Origin of the sequence: Methanosarcina sp. WWM596 (assembly GCF_000969965.1) — an archaeon.
Taxonomy (GTDB): domain Archaea; phylum Halobacteriota; class Methanosarcinia; order Methanosarcinales; family Methanosarcinaceae; genus Methanosarcina.
On sequence record NZ_CP009503.1, the window covers coordinates 733,904 to 751,476 of the forward strand.

General features: G+C 40.0%; 17 protein-coding genes. 15 read left to right on the top strand and 2 right to left on the bottom strand.

The features are described 5' to 3' along the window. Positions 1-2: 2 nt before the first annotated feature. The 3 genes from MSWHS_RS03275 to MSWHS_RS03290 all read left to right on the top strand — a co-directional run bounded on the left by MSWHS_RS03275 (position 3) and on the right by MSWHS_RS03290 (position 3,856). On the top strand, positions 3-635 hold the full coding sequence (locus MSWHS_RS03275; RefSeq protein ID WP_197074016.1) for a V-type ATP synthase subunit D: 633 nt from the start codon (positions 3-5) through the stop codon (positions 633-635). A gap of 308 nt (positions 636-943) precedes the next feature. After that, complete coding sequence (gene hypF, locus MSWHS_RS03285) at positions 944-3,286, top strand: carbamoyltransferase HypF (RefSeq protein ID WP_048130192.1); 2,343 nt, start codon at positions 944-946, stop codon at positions 3,284-3,286. Positions 3,287-3,433: 147 nt separating this feature from the next. Further along, entirely contained in the window at positions 3,434-3,856 is a 423-nt protein-coding gene (locus MSWHS_RS03290; RefSeq protein WP_231585554.1) for a DUF1699 family protein, read from the top strand. A gap of 55 nt (positions 3,857-3,911) precedes the next feature. Here the strand turns inward: MSWHS_RS03290 and MSWHS_RS03295 are convergent, their stop codons facing one another. Next, positions 3,912-4,676, bottom strand: coding sequence for a hypothetical protein (locus tag MSWHS_RS03295; protein WP_052722544.1), 765 nt, complete (start codon positions 4,674-4,676; stop codon positions 3,912-3,914). Between the two features lie 157 nt (positions 4,677-4,833). Here MSWHS_RS03295 and tnpA point away from each other — a divergent pair, with 157 nt between their 5' ends. Then, complete coding sequence (gene tnpA / locus MSWHS_RS18865) at positions 4,834-5,295, top strand: IS200/IS605 family transposase (RefSeq protein ID WP_082088120.1); 462 nt, start codon at positions 4,834-4,836, stop codon at positions 5,293-5,295. Positions 5,296-5,340: 45 nt separating this feature from the next. Here tnpA and MSWHS_RS03305 read toward each other — a convergent pair whose 3' ends face one another. Beyond that, positions 5,341-5,871 (bottom strand): hypothetical protein, encoded by a 531-nt coding sequence (locus MSWHS_RS03305; RefSeq protein WP_048158742.1) that lies wholly within the window; start codon positions 5,869-5,871, stop codon positions 5,341-5,343. Between the two features lie 819 nt (positions 5,872-6,690). Here MSWHS_RS03305 and MSWHS_RS03315 point away from each other — a divergent pair. The 11 genes from MSWHS_RS03315 (at position 6,691) to MSWHS_RS03360 (ending at position 17,571) form a co-directional block, all read left to right on the top strand. Then, positions 6,691-7,485: a corrinoid protein gene (locus tag MSWHS_RS03315; RefSeq protein WP_052722545.1), complete on the top strand. Its 795-nt coding sequence runs from the start codon at positions 6,691-6,693 to the stop codon at positions 7,483-7,485. Between the two features lie 69 nt (positions 7,486-7,554). Then, on the top strand, positions 7,555-8,589 hold the full coding sequence (locus tag MSWHS_RS03320; RefSeq protein ID WP_197074017.1) for a uroporphyrinogen decarboxylase family protein: 1,035 nt from the start codon (positions 7,555-7,557) through the stop codon (positions 8,587-8,589). A gap of 259 nt (positions 8,590-8,848) precedes the next feature. Continuing rightward, positions 8,849-10,216: an MFS transporter gene (locus MSWHS_RS03325; protein ID WP_231585555.1), complete on the top strand. Its 1,368-nt coding sequence runs from the start codon at positions 8,849-8,851 to the stop codon at positions 10,214-10,216. Between the two features lie 31 nt (positions 10,217-10,247). Then, the gene (locus MSWHS_RS03330; RefSeq protein WP_048126034.1) at positions 10,248-10,430 is read left to right on the top strand and encodes a hypothetical protein; all 183 of its coding nucleotides are present in this window, start codon (positions 10,248-10,250) and stop codon (positions 10,428-10,430) included. Positions 10,431-10,803: 373 nt separating this feature from the next. After that, complete coding sequence (locus MSWHS_RS03335) at positions 10,804-11,589, top strand: winged helix-turn-helix domain-containing protein (protein ID WP_156151186.1); 786 nt, start codon at positions 10,804-10,806, stop codon at positions 11,587-11,589. A 1,958-nt stretch (positions 11,590-13,547) separates the two neighbouring features. Next, positions 13,548-13,739 carry a hypothetical protein gene (locus MSWHS_RS03340; RefSeq protein ID WP_048126036.1) on the top strand — a complete coding sequence of 64 codons (192 nt, stop codon included), beginning with the start codon at positions 13,548-13,550 and terminating at the stop codon, positions 13,737-13,739. Positions 13,740-14,531: 792 nt separating this feature from the next. After that, positions 14,532-14,939, top strand: a complete 408-nt coding sequence (locus MSWHS_RS03345) for a DUF1699 family protein (protein ID WP_048126038.1) — start codon at positions 14,532-14,534, stop codon at positions 14,937-14,939. 614 nt (positions 14,940-15,553) lie between these two features. Next, positions 15,554-15,847, top strand: a complete 294-nt coding sequence (locus MSWHS_RS03350) for a zinc ribbon domain-containing protein (protein WP_048126040.1) — start codon at positions 15,554-15,556, stop codon at positions 15,845-15,847. Between the two features lie 395 nt (positions 15,848-16,242). Further along, on the top strand, positions 16,243-16,437 hold the full coding sequence (locus MSWHS_RS19960) for a hypothetical protein (RefSeq protein ID WP_156148063.1): 195 nt from the start codon (positions 16,243-16,245) through the stop codon (positions 16,435-16,437). Positions 16,438-16,840: 403 nt separating this feature from the next. Beyond that, positions 16,841-17,059, top strand: coding sequence for a hypothetical protein (locus MSWHS_RS18315; RefSeq protein WP_052722547.1), 219 nt, complete (start codon positions 16,841-16,843; stop codon positions 17,057-17,059). 158 nt (positions 17,060-17,217) lie between these two features. Next, a complete protein-coding gene (locus tag MSWHS_RS03360) occupies positions 17,218-17,571 on the top strand; it encodes a helix-turn-helix domain-containing protein (RefSeq protein WP_048126042.1) in 354 nt (117 codons plus the stop codon). Positions 17,572-17,573: the final 2 nt, after the last annotated feature.

The following is a 17,573-nucleotide window of genomic DNA, read 5'->3' on the forward strand; positions in this document are numbered from 1 at the left end:
TCATGGCTCAAGACGTAAAACCAACTCGGTCGGAGCTAATTGAGCTCAAGAAGAAAATCAAGCTCTCTGAAAGTGGGCACAAGCTCCTTAAGATGAAGAGAGATGGTCTTATTCTTGAGTTCTTTAAGATTCTTAACGAGGCAAGGAACGTCAGGACCGAGCTGGATGCCGCTTATGAAAACGGTGTGGGCAAAATAAATCTTGCCTGTGCTGTTAACGGAATGGTTGCTGTCAAGTCAACTGCTTTTACAGCAAAGCAATCCCCCGAAATCCAGCTTTCAGGGCATAACATCATGGGTGTTGTGGTGCCAAAGATCAGCTCTACTGGAGTTCGCAAATCCCTCTATGAGAGGGGTTACGGTATCATCGGTACAAATTCATATATCGATGAGACCGCAGAAGCCTATGAGGATCTGGTAGAGAAGATTATTACCGCCGCAGAACTGGAAACAACGATGAAAAGGCTTCTTAATGAAATCGAGAAGACTAAGAGGCGTGTAAACGCTCTCGAATTCAAAGTTATTCCTGATCTCATTGCAACCATGAAGTATATTCGTTTTACCCTTGAAGAGATGGAAAGGGAGGGTACTTCCCGGCTGAAGAGAGTCAAGGAGAGAATGAAAGATCAAGCTTGATTTGAAATGGCAGGACGCGACGATCAATCAAATCTGATTGAAAAGGCAGTACATAAATTGTGGGAACCCGAAAACCAGGCCCGTCTGCTACAAGCAGCCTGGTTTATCTCCCTTTTAATGATGGTTTTAGGGTTCATTATTATGTTAAAAACGATATTTCCAAATTTTATCGTGACCTGAACTTCAGAACGATTATTTTTTTGAGTTCGGCACAAAGTATTGTTTTTTTTGGATATTTTTTTCTCTTTCTCTGGTCTGCTTATTATCAGAAAGCTATTTTAACGACGAATATCAATCCTAATTTCCTTATGCAAAACGAAGCCAGACTTCTTCATGTGACCGGCACGGTGCAGGGTGTCGGCTTTCGCCCCTTCATATACCAGCTTGCAAAATTCCACAGGCTTTCAGGGTACGTGAAAAATCTTGGAAACCACGTAGAGATCCTTATAGAAGGAAAAAGGCTAAACCTTGAAAGTTTCCTTTCCGATCTTCCTGAAAAAAAACCTCCACTTGCCAGAATTACGGATATCAAAATAAATACTGCCTCTTTTTCCGGTTATTCGGAATTTATTATCATACACAGTGAACCCGGAACGTTTGAAAACTCCATAATTCCTCCGGATACGGCTATCTGTGAAGAATGCAGGCTGGAGCTTTTTGATCCCTCTTCCAGGTACTATCATTATCCTTTTACTGTCTGTACAAACTGCGGTCCTCGCTACACAACAGTTCGTGCCCTCCCCTATGATCGGGAGAATACTGTAATGGCAGATTTTCCCCTCTGCAGGGAATGTGAAGTGGAATATACCGATCCTCTCAACCGGAGGCACCATGCTCAGCCTGTCTGCTGCTCGAAATGCGGACCTGAACTCTGGCTTTCGGATTCCCGGGGGAAAGTGCTCGCAAAGAATTATGAAGCAATTGTAAAAGCTTCTGACCTTCTCCAGCAAGGTTCAATTCTTTCGGTTAAAGGTTTTGGGGGGTTTCATATTGCCTGCAATGCCAGAAAGGAAGAGCCTGTACAGGAGCTTCGAAGAAGGCTTTTGCGTCCGGAGCAGCCTTTTGCAGTCATGACAAAAGATATAGCGGTTGTAGAGTCCTTTGCAGTACCAGGAGATACAGACCGGAAATGCCTCACATCTGCCCGCCGCCCTATAACCGTGCTTCCCAAATCAAAGGTCTTCAAACTGGCAGAATCGGTTTCTCCTAATCTGCACAACATAGGGGTCATGCTTCCCTATACAGGCGCCCAGAACCTGCTTTTTGACCTCAAACCGGATTCTGTATACGTTATGACCTCGGCAAACCTACCGGGAAGGCCCATGGTTGTTGAAAATGAAGAAGCGCTTGAAAAACTAAAAGAAATTGTGGATTTTCATCTGCTGCATAACAGGGTTATTGCAAACAGGAATGATGATACGGTTATCCGGGTTGTGAACGGACAGAAGGCTTTTATCCGGCGTTCCAGAGGGTTTGTGCCTGAACCTATAGAGCTTCCTTTCGAAATTGGAGCTTCTGCAGGAGTGGGAGCCGAAATGAACTCGACAGTAACCCTGGCAAAAGGAAAATTGGCTTACGTCTCCCAGTATATTGGGAATACAAACCATCTGGAGACCTTCAGGTATCACTCTGAGGTTTTCCAGCATCTGGTCCGATTGACAGGTATAGAGCCTCTTAACTGGGGCTGTGACCTTCACCCTGCTTTTAACACTACTCGTTTTGCAATGAGCAGGGGTGAAGAAAATACAATTCAGGTACAGCACCACTACGCCCATATCCTTGCTCTAATGGCTGACAATTCCTTGCCAGAAGACTCCCGGATCCTGGGAATCGCCCTTGACGGAGTCGGGTACGGTGAGGACGGCACAGTCTGGGGGGGAGAATTTCTGGGGGCCTCGTATTTCGGATATGAACGCCTGGGAAATCTGTTGCCCCAGCCTATGCCCGGGGGAGACCTTGCAGTAAAAACGCCTTCTCGCATGGTTCTTGGTATGCTTTCCGGGAGGCTTGAAGAAGCAGAACTGGAAAAACTCTCTCTTCACTTTCCCAGGGGCAGGCAGGAGTTTTCTACAGTTATGCAGCAGCTTCAAAGAAAAATAAATGTTACTATGAGCAGCAGCGCAGGGAGAGTACTGGATGCGGCTGCAGCGCTTCTGGGCATATGTAAAATGAGGACTTATGAGGGAGAGCCGGCAATGAAGCTTGAGTCTGCGGCAAAGAATAGCATTCACAGGCCAGACCTCCCCCTGGTTTTCAGAACAGGGGGGAAAAACGGAGTCTCTGTACTTGATACGACTGAGCTCCTGCTGGGGGTTTATGAACTCTCCGGGGGAAAGTATTCCTCTGCCGATCTTGCATTTGCCGTTGAAGAGAACTTTGCGAAAGGAATCTCGGAAATTGCCATTTCCCTTGCTACAAAAAACGGTTTTGAGCAGGTAGGCCTGAGCGGGGGGGTTGCCTACAACGACCATATCACCTCATGCATTGCAAGAACTGTGAAGGAGGCAGGCTTTGAATTTCTCACGCATCGCCATGTTCCTTGTGGAGACGGCTGCATTTCCTTTGGGCAGGCTCTGGCAGCCGGGCTTAGAACAGATTCAGAAGGAATTTTATGGTATCGGAAGTCCTCATCTTGCAGACCGGAAAATTAATTTTCACCTTTTTTGATGATCCCTGTCTGGTTACTCATCCAACATACTGAAATTTGATCCGAAAAACTGAAATACAAAATTAAATAAATGATCTATGCTTACATAGGAATGGGAGCATAAATGGGGTTGGGTAGTATACGGATTAGAGTGGTAACCAACAGGGATGAAATCCTTAGTCTGGAACACGAGGAGAAGGCAGTACATCTTGCTTTTAGGCCCTCGGACAGGGATCTCTTCAGTCTGGTCAAGACCTGTCCTGAAATTGAAATACTTCAGCTTCCCGCATCTTCCTATGAGGGACTTTCAAAATTTATTAAAATGTACCTTGCATCTTCAGGAATTCACCTTGTAAAGGGTGACGTCAGCGGGCACTGGCATGACCTTAATAATTATTTTGTAATACCTTCTTATGTGCTTGAAAAGATTAAGGAACTGGAGGTTCAGGGGAAAACCGAAGAAGAAATAATCGGCGAGGTAACAAGTCTCAGAAAAATCAGCCCTGATATGATCCTTCACCTGCTTCATAGCTCTTTTCTTACTACATGCCCCGAAAGGCCTGAAATGAACTAAATTTAAACCGATTTTTAACAAATGTTCTTGTAAAGAAAGCTGTTTTATTTCTGGCTTACAGGCGTTTCCACCATTTCTTTGAGGCTTTCTGTTCTTCTATCTGTCTTAATCCTTCAGCTGCAAGTTTATGCTGCATCCGGTACTTCCTGTTTTCTTCATTAAGCCTGGAAACTTCTTCTTCTTTGCTTACAAGTGTTCCTTTGATCTGTTTTATTAGCTCATCTTTTTCCCTGAGCTGCCCTGCCAGTTTTTCTTCTCCTACATATCCAGAGAGTTGTTTTTCAAGCTTTCGGACTTTTTCCTCGCTTGCGGCAAGCATGGCTTCTACTGTGTTTATCTTTCTCTCTTTTCCGGAGAGCTTCTCTTCAATTCTCTTTACTTCCCCACCCTTTGCAATAACCTCTCCGGCAAGAGTCTTAAGGTCCTTATCCTTTACTGAAATGTTTTCTTCCAAAACACTTATAACTTCATTTTTTTCGTTCAGTCTGATGTTAAGTCCTTCAATAGTGCTGTTGTCTTGAGTAATCCGACTTTCAAGTTTTTTTATTACTTCTCCGCTTTGAATAAGTTGATTTTCCAGATTCTTTACAGCTTCATCTCTTGCAGAAAGGGTTTCCTCAAAGGTTTTTATTTGTTCATTCTTTCCAGCGATCTCCTTCTCAAGTTCCACCAGTTTGCTTTCTTTTTCTGAGATAAGTTTTTCAAGCTCTTCCCGAAGCCTGCTGATTTCACTGTCCCTGCCTGCAAACTGTTCCTCAAACTCTTTTATTCTCTGCAAGCTTTCTGCAAGTTTTATTACTATGGGAGTGCAGAGGGTCACGAATACCCTGACCTTCAGGTCGGGGATGAAGTGAACCCTCGCTGGCTGTTTTGTATTCGCTTAAACTGTATCAATCATCGTTTTTTTGTAAAATGAGGTTTTTTGACACCATAGCCACAGGTGGTTCCAGCTACCTATGGCTAGGATGTGATAAGCGTTGGAATTGCGCAGTTTTAGCCATGGCTATGGTCAGATTACCTACCACATCGTGTTGGTGCCTAAGTATCGATACAAGATATTCTACAATAAACGAGTTAAAAAGGATTGCGAGTCTATATTCCACAATATTTGCACAGAGAAAGGCTACAAAATCCATGCTCTGGAAGTTGTAGATAATCATGTTCACCTGTTCCTGGAATTCCACCCAAGCACCTCTCTATCAGAGGTGGTTCAATACTTGAAAGGAGGTAGTTCTTACAGATTGTTCAAGCTTCATCCTGAACTGAGAACACGATATTGGGGTGGAAGTCTATGGTCAAGTGGTAAATTCTATCGATCCGTTGGAAATGTAACCGCTGACACAATCAAGCACTACATTAAGGAGTCGCAGGGAAAACCGAAAACAGAGGTTCAATCATATAGATTAAAGTCTAGGCAACGGAAAATTGACGATTTCTAAGTACCAGAATAACCGGGCGGGCGGCCCATCAGCATACCCCATCCTTTAGGTTGGGGTGGCCGCACGCAATTTGATTTCCAGGTTTTTTAATTCGGTATCTCTGCTTGCAAGCTGGAAGTAAAGAGAATTTATCTCGGCTTTGGACTCAGAGGCTTGCAGTTCTTTTTCTTTAGAAAGAAGGCTGACTTTGCCTCTTGTGTTTTCACAGATTTCAGCCCAGGCAAGAATTGATGCTATCGGAGTTATCCTTTTAAACACGCTGTCTCCTATCTTGCAGCCGTAAACTTTACTGGCGATATAACCTTCCATGGTATTCAGATCCAGGTTCGGATCTCCCAGCCTGGAGTTTGTTGCATTTCCTTTCTTCGCCTGCCCTCCATTTTCCTGCAAAAATTTAACGGCTTCGGAAAATGTATTCCATGGGAGAAATGGCTGATTTTTCAGGTTATCAACGTAGATTCCATCTTCTTCAGCTCGGGCTTTGAAAAACTGCTTTCCGCTCATAAGTGGAATCTTTGCCGGGTTTCCATTTTTATTGAACTTGTTTTTTATTTTTGCAACAACAGGGTCTTCCATGTATGGGCCTCATAACAGTCTTAGTTTCTGGAATATAATAAACGCAACATTTAATAAAAGTTATGTTATTCCCTCAAAATTAATTAGCAGAGAAAAAGTGATTTGCAGACATCATATAAATTGTCCGGTATTCCAGTTCATTCTCTGTTAAGATTTTCTCGTTTGGAGATGAAAATACGGACTGAAAAACAGTACTAGGAGGTCTGATGCTTCCGTTATTCTCGATACTTATATATACTTTGTAATTATTGTAAAGATCATTTGCCTTATATAATTATAATTTTTATATATTTCTATCTAAAATGCAATAACAGGCTGGAAGATCAACATCATGTTGGAAAATCAACATCATGTTGGAAGATCAACATCATGTTGGAAGATCAACACCATGTTGGAAGATCAACACCATGTTGGAAGATCAACACCATGTTGGAAGATCAACGTCGTTGATTCTGTAAACGAGGTTGTTAATTCGTTAAAGCTTGAAGGTTTAACGGGAAACATTTTGAGAACAGGCATGATTCTTTTTCAGGTGCTCTTTGTTTTTTAAAAACCGGTTTATTATATTGATTAAATATAATTTTTAATATACACAGCGATTTTTTAACGGGGGTGCTTTTCAATTAAAGTTGGGAGTTTTTCCGATGACGGTTAGTATATCTATTTTTGAAACCTATATTTAATTGCTTTCTGTTAGAAAAAGGAAAAGATCCGGACCTTTACCCTGAACCTTTTCAGATGCAATATGACGTATCAATATGTGGAATATTGATGAGCAGTTGTGGAGTATTATGATCAAATCGAACCAGAGGTATCAAAATGGATGATCTACCGGAAGAAGTCCAGGAATTAATCGAAGAACTGGATGAGGCAGCAGAAGATGAAGATGAGGATGCGATTAAAGAGCTGACCCAAAAGCTTCTGGACACGGGAGCTGATGTGGAAGCAATTACCCTCAAAAAACTCGCACTCCTGGTAATGGACGGCGAGGAGGAAATGACCCGGGGCTGGACAGAAGTGGCAATCCAGATAGATCTGGATCCTTTCAAAACTCTTATAGAGGGTCTTGCAACAGGCATGAGCCTTATTGGGAATAAATACGAACAGGGAGAAGCTTTTGTGCCCCAGCTCCTGATAGCTTCGGCTGCAATGTACGGCGGGATGGACCTTCTCGCTCCCTACATGAAACTGGATGAAAATAGCGGCTCAAAAGCTGCAACAGTTGTCATTGGTACGGTTGAAGGTGACGTCCATGACATTGGAAAGAGCCTTGTAAAAACTCTGCTCAGTGCAAACGGTTTCAATTGCGTGGACCTTGGAAATGACGTCCCAGCCTCCAGGTTCATTGAAGCTGCAAAGGAGAATCAGGCAACAGCAGTTTCCATGAGCACCTTGATGACTACAACTATGGCCGAGATGCCGAAGGTTGTCAAGATGCTTGAAAATGAAGGCATCAGGGACAAATTACTGGTAATGGTGGGTGGAGCTCCGATCACAACCGAGTATGCATCCCAGATAGGAGCAGATGTCTCTCCTCATGATGCGGCCAGTGCAGCAAACTGGTTGAAAAGAGCAGTTTTTGACTTCCCGTCTGAGGGCGTGAGATGGGGCTGACCTTAACAGATGCTTTTGAAAATTGACCTGATTAAAAAGCATAAAAGGAGTAAAAAAGGAGAAAAAAACATGGTATCTGAGATGACCTCAAAAGAAAGAGTCCTTGCAATGCTCAACAGAAAGTCGGTTGACAGGGTTCCGGTGATCACAGGCTCTGCTATGGTCAAGGAATATATAGAGAAGAGCGGGAGTTCCTGGCCTTATTATCACTGCAATGCGGAGATGATGGTTAATACTGTGAGCCTTATGCATACCGATGCCGGGCTTGACAATATTGTAATGCCTTTTGGCATGTTCATAGAATCCATGGCTATTGGCCTTGAAGTTAAGATGGGAAGGATTGATATTCAGCCTTCGGTAAGGAGCTTTTTCAACAAGCCCGAAGAGGTAAAATATGACAGTTTCCTTGAGGACAAGTTTGTAAAAACTACACTTGACGCTATAAAACTCTCTAAGGAAAAATATCCCGATGCAGCAGTTACTGCTTTTCTCGTAGCTCCCATAACCCTTGCCGGAGACCTCATGGGTGCTGAGAACCTGTCCATGCTCAGCATCAAGTGCCTCCAGAAGGAAAAACAAATGCAAAAAATGCAGGATTGGCTCTCGATAGCTCTGGAGATTAACAGGATCTATGTTGAAGCCTGTATCGAAGCTGGAGCTGACGTTATATACTATTCGGATGCATCAGCATCCCCTAATCTTGTAATGCCTGAGTTCTACTACCAGGTAGCCGTCCCTGCTGAAAAAGAGATAGGTGACTTTGTGCACCACCTTGGGTGTCCCTGGGAACTTCACATCTGCGGAGATACTGTCCCGATTATTGAAGGGATGGCTTCCACAGGCGCAGACTGTCTCAGTGTTGAACAGGCTGTTAATATGAAGGAAGCAACCAAGATCGCAGGGAATGTGCCTGTTGTCGGGAATGTGACTCCTCTCCTGATGGTCGAAGGCAGGGAAGAGCAGATTATTGACGAAACAAGAAAAGGGCTCGATGGTGGAGCAAAAGCCAGTATGCTCGGATGTGGAACCCCACCCCTTAGTACGTCAGACAGGCTCAAGACCTGGGTTAAAGCTGTAGCTGATTGGTCTGCAGACAATATTTGATCAGAAAAATTTTGGTTAGATAAGCTTTTGATAAGCACATTGAAAAAATAACGAATTGCTGTTTGAAGAAGAAAGTTGTCCCGGGAAGAGAGTCACCTCAGTAAGAATGGAATTGTCAGCATTTTTCCGTTCAAGCTCTTCCCGTGGGAATAAATAGAGGGATCGGATTTAAGCATATCCTCTTGAGGATGCCGGATTCCAGTACTCTCTTTACATTTGTTATCTATGTTCTTAATTATTGTTATTGGGAGCGATAGCTATGGAAATTAATCAGAATAATATGAACAAAGTAATGAAATATCGCTGGGTGGTGTTTGTTATTCTCGCCCTTGCATATTTCTTTGTGTATTTCCACCGCGTGTCTACCGCAGTAGTTGCGACTGATATTATGAATTCATTTGGAGTGGGCGCTGCATCTATAGGGCTGCTTGGTTCCGCCTACTTCTATGCATACACGGCAATGCAACTTCCAAGTGGGATTTTGACTGACAGCTGGGGTGTAAAAAAGACTGCCGCAGTCTTTACAATGCTTGCTGCAGTTGGGGCTGTCCTGACAGGAATTGCTTCCAACTTCACGATGGTCCTTATAGGAAGGGTTCTCATAGGGGTCGGGGTGGCAATGGTCTACATCCCTGTAATGAAGGTGCTTGCCATCTGGTTCAAAAAGAATGAGTTTGCTTCAATGTCCGGAGTCTTGCTCGCAATTGGAAACATAGGAGCCCTGAGTGCCGCAGGTCCCCTTGCTATAATGGCAGCGTTCTTTGGAGACTGGCAGAAGGTTTTCTTGATGCTGGGTATCTTTTCCGGGCTGCTTGCAGTATCTATCTTTGTGCTGGTTAAGGATAAACCCGAAGACATGGGCTGTCCCACTATTCCAGAAATTGAAGCCTACGAAAAAGGAGAGAAATATATTCCCCCGAAAGCTGTTGCAAAGATTCCGATGGGAGAAGCTCTCAGGCAGACGTTTAATTCCGGGATGAAGTTCTGGCCTCTGTCCATCTGGTTTTTCTTCATGTACGGCAGCCTTATGGTCTACCAGGGATTGTGGGGAGGTCCCTTTTTTAGAGACGTTCTCGGCTGGGACAAGGGGACATATGCAGGAATTCTTTCCTTCATAGCAATTGGTATGATCTTCGGCTGTCCGATTGCAGGTTATCTCTCGGACAAGGTGTTCAAGTCCAGAAAGAAAGTCCTTATTGCAGGCACTGCCGTGTATATAGTGCTCTGGGGAGTCCTCTGGTCTCAGGCAGGAACCATTTCCAGCACCACCGCATATACCCTTATACACTTCCTCTTCGGGTTCTTCGGGGGTTTCTTTGTTGTATCCTATGCCCAGATTAAAGACTGGTTCCCTTCGTCGATCGTGGGAACTGCAATAGGGGCGTATAATATCTTTCCCTTCCTTGGTGGAGCTATTTTCATGACCCTGACCGGGAAGATGATGGAAGTTTCTGATGGAACTGTTGCTTCCGTAGCCCAGTATAAATCCGTCTGGCTGCTTATGTTAGCATGCATGGTTTTTGCCTTCCTCTGTCTTCTGGTCTCCAAAGAAAAAGGCGCAGAAAGCACTGCTGCCCCAGTAAAAGTTACAGAAGCCGGGGAAGTGCCGATCGGGTCTCAGAGATAAGATAATAAGAAGGTATAGAGCAAAAATCAGAGTGGTTACAGACACCGGAATGTTTTCCAGTGAGTTTGCAGTAAAAGCCTGCAAAAAGGCGAAGAACTTCATTTACACACCTCCAGAAGGAGTCGGTAAGGCTCCTGTAAAGTGTTTCACTTCGATAGGAGAACTTAGCTTCTCCGAGATGTATGTCGTCATGTATCCCCAAAGCAGGCAGTAAGCCCGCAATACCCTCTCTGTGCAGGCACAGATTTGCTATTTCAATGTGCTTGCACAAACTTTTTTATTGCTGATTTCAGGAACGGTAAGGGGAATATCCGGAGAGTATAGAATCCATGGCTGGCTGTTTAATAACTTTTTGATACATTATAAATAATAACTTTTTAATATCATATACCCCTATATTATATTGTTTATAAATTTCACTGAATGTTTCCCGATTCTCTTCTGCTAATATTCAATGGCTTTGATCCTGTCAAGCTGTCGTTTTACCCTGAAGGGTTATAAGTCCCTGGTGATTGAGATTGAACCCATCATGCCTGATAAAAACAATCTTCTTATCTGAAAAAAGGAAAAATGTACTGGTTTTTCTGTTGAAAGAAGGGCCCAAGAATATCGATGAAATTAAGGAGGCTCTTGAGGTCAATTCAAGCGCTCTTATGCCCCAGATTAAGAAACTTCTTAAATGGGATCTCGTAACCTATGACCCCGCTGAAGACATGTATAAGTTATCTGATATGGGAGTTCTTATTGTTGAAAAAATAGAGGAATTTCTGAATATTATCAACATTTATGTAGAAAACCATGAGTACTGGGAAACCCGTGACCTTAGTGAGATCCCGTATCATATGAGAAAAAGGATTGGAAATCTGAAGCACTGTGAGCTTCTGGAAGCAGACAGAGATTGCCTCTTTGAGTTCCATCCGAACGTTGTCGAAAATATCCTTGCCTCAAAATATGTTATGATGGCAAGTTCCACCTTTCAGCCTCAAACAGTCAGCATCTTTTCAAAACTTCTCCAGAAGAATGCAAAGGTCTCTTTCGTACTTATGGAACAGGTTTTTGATAAGTTTTTTGACGATTTCCCGAATCAATTTAAATGTTTTCTCTCCCATGAAAACATGAATGTTTCCATGCGTAGCGGACATATTGGCCCTCTTACTCTTGTTGTAACGGACATCTTTATGGCTCTCTGGCTCTTTGACAAGAATGGGCGATTTGATGGGACTACACTTATAAGTTATGAAGAGAGTTCCCTCAAATGGGGGAGGGAACTCTTTACTTATTACTCCAGCATCTCAAATCTGGTCTATATCGACCCTGATTCCGGGAAAATGGAGTTTACGGGATATAACATCACAAAAGCCAGTAAATTTTGAATTCTTTCAGGATTTTTTTCTCTTTAGCTGCAATTTTCTCTATATCGACTCAGTACCAAAATCCAGTGATGAATGAAAAATTAAAAATCACTGGATTTTATTTGGGCAGGTAACATCAGTAAACTTTGATTGTGGTCTGCGTTTTCCCATAATATATTTTTATATTACTATATTTATGTAACACTTACCATATACAAACTGGTCATCACATTTCCTGCTTTGACTATATGGCAATATGATGGCCTACGTATTCGGCAGATCAACATAATAATTCAAACTTTTTTCCAGATACTTTTTTGAAATAATAGTATCTATCTTAAAATCTTTGATTATGTTTTAATCTACTGGAAACTTCGGTTAATATATCAGTAAAAGTGAGTGTATGGAACTACAGATATTGGATGTTAGTTCTAATATCTGGCAAAAAACAATATCTGGCAAAAAACGTCTCGGAAAATTTTTTCTCATAAATTCAAAAAACCTGCCCAATGCAGGCTATATTGGTGCGATAACATTATACAAATGAAGTAATATTAGAATGATATGCTACTATCTGTCCCGATAGAATTATATTATGTGTTAAAAATATTAAATCCCTAGAGTGCATTATTAGAATGATACGCTACTATCTGTCCCGATAGAATAATATTATGTGTTAAAAATATTAAATATCTGGAGTGCATTGTATAACTTGAGTTATAATCCCTTTGCAGAGTTGGATGAACTTCTACTTTGAATCTATCACACAACACTGAAAAAAACAAAAACAATACCAGTTTAATATAATGATACCCCCTTTGCAGAGCTGGATAAACTTCTACTTTGAATCTATCGCACAACACTGAAAAAACAATACCAGTTATACCCCCTTTGCAGAGCTGGATAAACTTCTACTTTGAATCTATCACACAACACTGAAAAAACAATACCAGTTATACCCCTTTGCAGAGCTGGATAAACTTCTACTTTGAATCTATCACACAACACTGAAAAAACAATACCAGTTTAATACAAGGCGCCGGCTTAATTAACCCCACTTTCCGCAGTAAATTTTCGTATACTCACAATTATTCCTGCTATCAATTTTCAATATAACGAATTTATTGAATTTATGTGCAGGAGTTAAAAACAGCGAGATGGGTATTTAGAGGCCAAAAAATGATAACATTCAATTTTATCAAGTTCCATTTTGATCCTCTATTATTTGAAGATATTTTGAAAACGTTATCAAAAAAAATATTGATTTTCGGCAAAATACTGTGGAACTTAGGTTAAATAATGCCAAGTAATATGATGTTCGGAGTTTAAAGCTGAATAATGATGTCGGTTTAAAGCTAAGTGTTCAGATTATTTACCTGGATGTAATTTCGCTCAAGTAATGCTTTAACGGCCTTTTACTATCTCTGTGCTATTGATAGTGCCGTCGATTGGCTGAAGTACCTTTTTTATCAGCCTTTGCTTGTGAGAGGCAGTTATTAGACACTTACAGGATAATTTGGTTGGAGGAATAATACTTTGGTCAACTTCAGTGTAAAACCATGGGTCACAGATCTGGTTTTTATGCACATTTTGTTTATTGTGACCCTGTATATAGTCTACATTTTTATTGTGCCATTAATAGTTCCAGATTGATTGTAGATGAAATAGATGAAATTAATCTCAGGCGAAAGGATTGTTTGTACTCAAAAATTATTGAAATGATTGTAAATAGGATTGAAGATGGTCTCAATTGGTGGAAGGAATAAAATCTCAGATAGGTGACAATAATATGAAAAAACGAATACAAGATCCGGCTGGGGATGACAGGTCAACAGGATCTGTTCATTGCAACCCTGTACATAGTCTACGTTTTTATCGTGCTAGTGATTCCGGGTCGATTGCAGATGAAATTAATCTCAGGCGAAAGGGTTGTTTATACTCAAAAATGAGTATAAAACAAGATTTAAAGGTGGTTTTAAATGATGGAAGGAATGAAATCTCAGATAGGCGACACTAAAGTGAAAACAAGAAAACAAGATTCGATTACTGGGGATGACAGGCCAACAGGATTGGGGTCCAAAGGTTACTATCTTGACGTGCTCTTTATTCAGTTTGTGCTTCTCTTGCTTCTTTACGGAGTCTCCGTATTTGTTGTGCCCGAGCTGTCTTGAAGTTCTTTAATTTGACTGAAATAGTCTCTGACTTTCTTCGGTGAAGTGTTTCAATCTCTTTCCAAAGCAGTACCCCACTTTTAAGGGGATTTCTTTATATTTAGGTTTATTTATTATTTTGGACTCTGGTTTATTCCAGGTTCATTGTAATTTTTTATCAGTCATTTCCTTCATTTCCTTCTCATGTATCTCTTTCTCAGTCACTTTCTTGCTTCGTGTTTTTTTTTCCTTAATTCTGCAGGTCATATAACTCTTCTTGACACTGTAGATTTTCTGGATTGTTGAATGTATATTATTCGGACGAGTTAACATTCAAATTTTGAGAGGTAAATATGTACAATCTGGAGGGTTGAATCTATATTGAGAACTTCAGCAAAGAAGAGGTTCAGAGAAAGTTTTCATAAACTTCCGGGGTTTATCTGGACTTTATCGAGTTATATTACAAAATATTGAAAATTACAAAATATTGAAAATTACAAAATATTGAAAATTACAAAATATTGAAAGTGCCCTGACCCGTGATAAAATAAATTTTATTTCAATAATTCTGATTTTTTGTTGATTTTGTTCCTTATGCTTTTCAGAATGTTAAACTGTATGTCTATTGGCGTTTTTGATGAAAAGCTGCGATTCATACCGTTTTTTTCTATCTGATTCTATAATACACGAGAATAAAAGAAAGAATGTAAATACTAGTTCTCTCTAAATAAATCATGTAATTATAGATAAATATTTAATGAAGAATTTTTTACTATCAAATGAAAAAAAATCAATAGATAGGAAGGACAAACTTTGAAAATAAGGGTTGTGAGTTCTAGAGAAGAGATCTTTACATTAAATCCAAACGAAAGAATAGTTCACCTGGCTTTCAGACCATCAAACAAGGACATTTTTTCCCTGGTTGAGAACTGCCCAAAGATTGAGGTAATACAGCTTCCTAAATCATACAGGCGTACGGTCTCAAAGTCCATAGAAATGTTCCTTGAAATGCAGCGTATCCAGCTCATAGAAGGAGATGTCTGGGGCCACAGAAAGGACATTAATGAATATTATCGTATTCCTACCTCTATAATTGAGGAGATAAAGGAACTGAAGATTGAAGGCAAATCCACTGAGGCAATTGAAGAAAAAGTCTCAAGGGAGAGTAAACTGAACCCTGAAATGGTTGCGTACATCCTCAAAAAGGATGTTACTGTATGAGCCTCTGAAATATTTTTCAGGCTCTTACCATTTTATTTTCATTTTAATTTTATTGCTTTATTATTTTTATTATTGTTTTATTTGTATTTCTTTTTAAGGATGACATTTTATAAATTCATTACTTCTTAAGTTTTGTTACTTTTCTATTTGTATTACATTTTATTTTTAATTACTTTTTTATTTTCATCGTTTTGTAACTTTATATTATGACGTTATTTTTTAATCACTTTTTCCACTTAAACTACCTCTAAAACGTAATTAAGTATACCTTGATCTTAAATTCCTCCGTTACATGAAAGTGTACTAGTTTTTTGAAGCTAATGTGGCAAACTTTATTCAACAGAGAGCCCTGATAAATTTCTGTAAATTTCTCAAACCTCCTTTAAATCTCCTTATACGAAGTGTTATGAATTCCTTTTTACATTGATCTTTATTGTAATTTCCATTCCGTTATCTCTTTTCAATTCAAGCTTGCCATCTGGCTGGTCTACGAGGATGCTTACCAGTTACAGACCAAGGGCATCTGAGTTTTCTAGATCGACTGTTTCTGGAATGCCGGTTCCGTTCTCTGAGACAATTAGAGTAAACCCGGTGCACTTGTTATCTCTTTCCCTGTGTCTCAGCATTACTCTGTAATCTTTGAAAATAACACTGTCAAGCTTTCTAAAATAGAACCAATTAAAACAGTTCTACATAGAAAGTTTGAAGGCGAACTTAAAACAGCTACCGTTTTGAGAACTTGTAAAGGATGTTACTACATCAGTATCCTTGTTGAAGATGGTAATGAGCTTCAGTTAAAAGACAGAGAATGGACTTGCCCTGATTGTAAAACAAAACATGATAGAGACATAAATGCCGCAATCAATATCAAAAAATTCGTTCTCATAGAGCAAAATCTACTCTCATAGAGCAAAATCTACTCTCATAGAGCAAAATCTACTCTCATAGAGCAAAATCTACTCTCATAGAGCAAAATCTAATTGGATTGTAACACCTATGGAACGTGGGGAAGAGCTTGGGGACTTGCCTCAATGGAGGGAGGAATGAACCAAGAATCCACTCAGTCTTTAGCTGAGTGGTAGTTCACTTTGCAACTAAAAAATAAGAAAAAAAGATTGTAAATAACCCTCTTTTTAGAGTATGCACCGGAACAGTATCTTAAACAGCCGGACCTTGAATTTCTTGCCGGGGAGGAGATACAAATTTATCTTTTTTGTTTTACTCTTTTTGAGTCCTGAACTAGTGCATAGATTCTAATATAAATCTATAGTATAATTATATTAATTATTCAATAAACTCTCTTATGCCTCTTATAAGCCGTCGCCCCAAATTATCATTTACTCAAAAAGATTTAGACTATCTTCTCAAGCTCAGCCACTCTAGAAATCAAGCAGCAAGCATTGTCGAAATATCTAAAATCATACTTTTAAGCTATCATGGAAAAAACGACACTGAAATCTCAAGAGAGTTAAAAGTAGATTACAAAACTGTAAGATAATGGATCAAAAAAGTTTTAGATTTAGGGGTTAAAGAAGGCTTAATAGATAAATCCAGAAGTGGAAGACTTCAAGACATTAATGCCGAATCACAGGCTGTTGTAATTTCACTTGCATGTATGAAACCAAAATCTTGGTCATCCTCATGAATTCTGGGCGCAGAGACTTCTTGCCAAACATATCCTGGATAATTGTATCAAAGAAGGACATTCTGATTTATCGAAGATAAATCAGGGGACAATTTCAAAAATTCTCAATGTAAGCAACATAAAACCACATAAGATCAGATTTTATATTGCTAAAGTTGATCCGGAGTTTGATCAAAAAGCAGCCAGGGTATTAGCTACATATAAAAGAGGCTAATGAATTAAATGATAATATATAAAAAAAGAAGAAATTGAATCAATGATCATTTCCTACGATGAAAAACCAGGCATTCAAGCAACTGGAAATGTTTACCCAGATCTTATGCCAGTAGAAGGACATTATTCCACAATAGCAAAAGATTATGAGTACAGAAGATATGGTACTCTTTCGCTATTAGTTGGAATTGATTTGACATCAGGAAGAATTATTTATAAAGTATTTGAAAAACAGAAGCTGGGAATTCATACAATTCCTTAAAGAACTTGAGTTAATTTATCCAAAAGAAAAGATCAATATTTTGATGAATAATCACAAGAAAGGGTCGAAATGCCTGGTGGAATTATAATCTAAAAGAAAGAGGAATTAATTAGGAATCGATGCACTAGATAGATGCTAGATATATATTGAGATCTGCAATGTACACGGACCTGATAGGCAAACTCCAGAAGGTAGGATTCACAGAAAACAAAGCGAAGATCTATATAGGGCGCCCGAGCCTGGGCGAGGTAACAACAAAGGATATCCATGAATTTACCACACGTCCCAGGCTAAAGATTTATGCTACGCTGAAGAGTATGTCAAAAAAGAAGTGTGTGGTAGTAATAGAAGGAACTCCAGCATATTTTAGGTGTATTGGTTCGGAACAGTTGACCAAACGACTGAAAGATGAATTCCTTTTCTCCCTGAATGAAACATTGAAGGAACTTAATTTTGCAGGTTACGGGATAAAAAGAGGAAAAGGGAAAAAAGAAGTATTAAAAGGAAGATAATT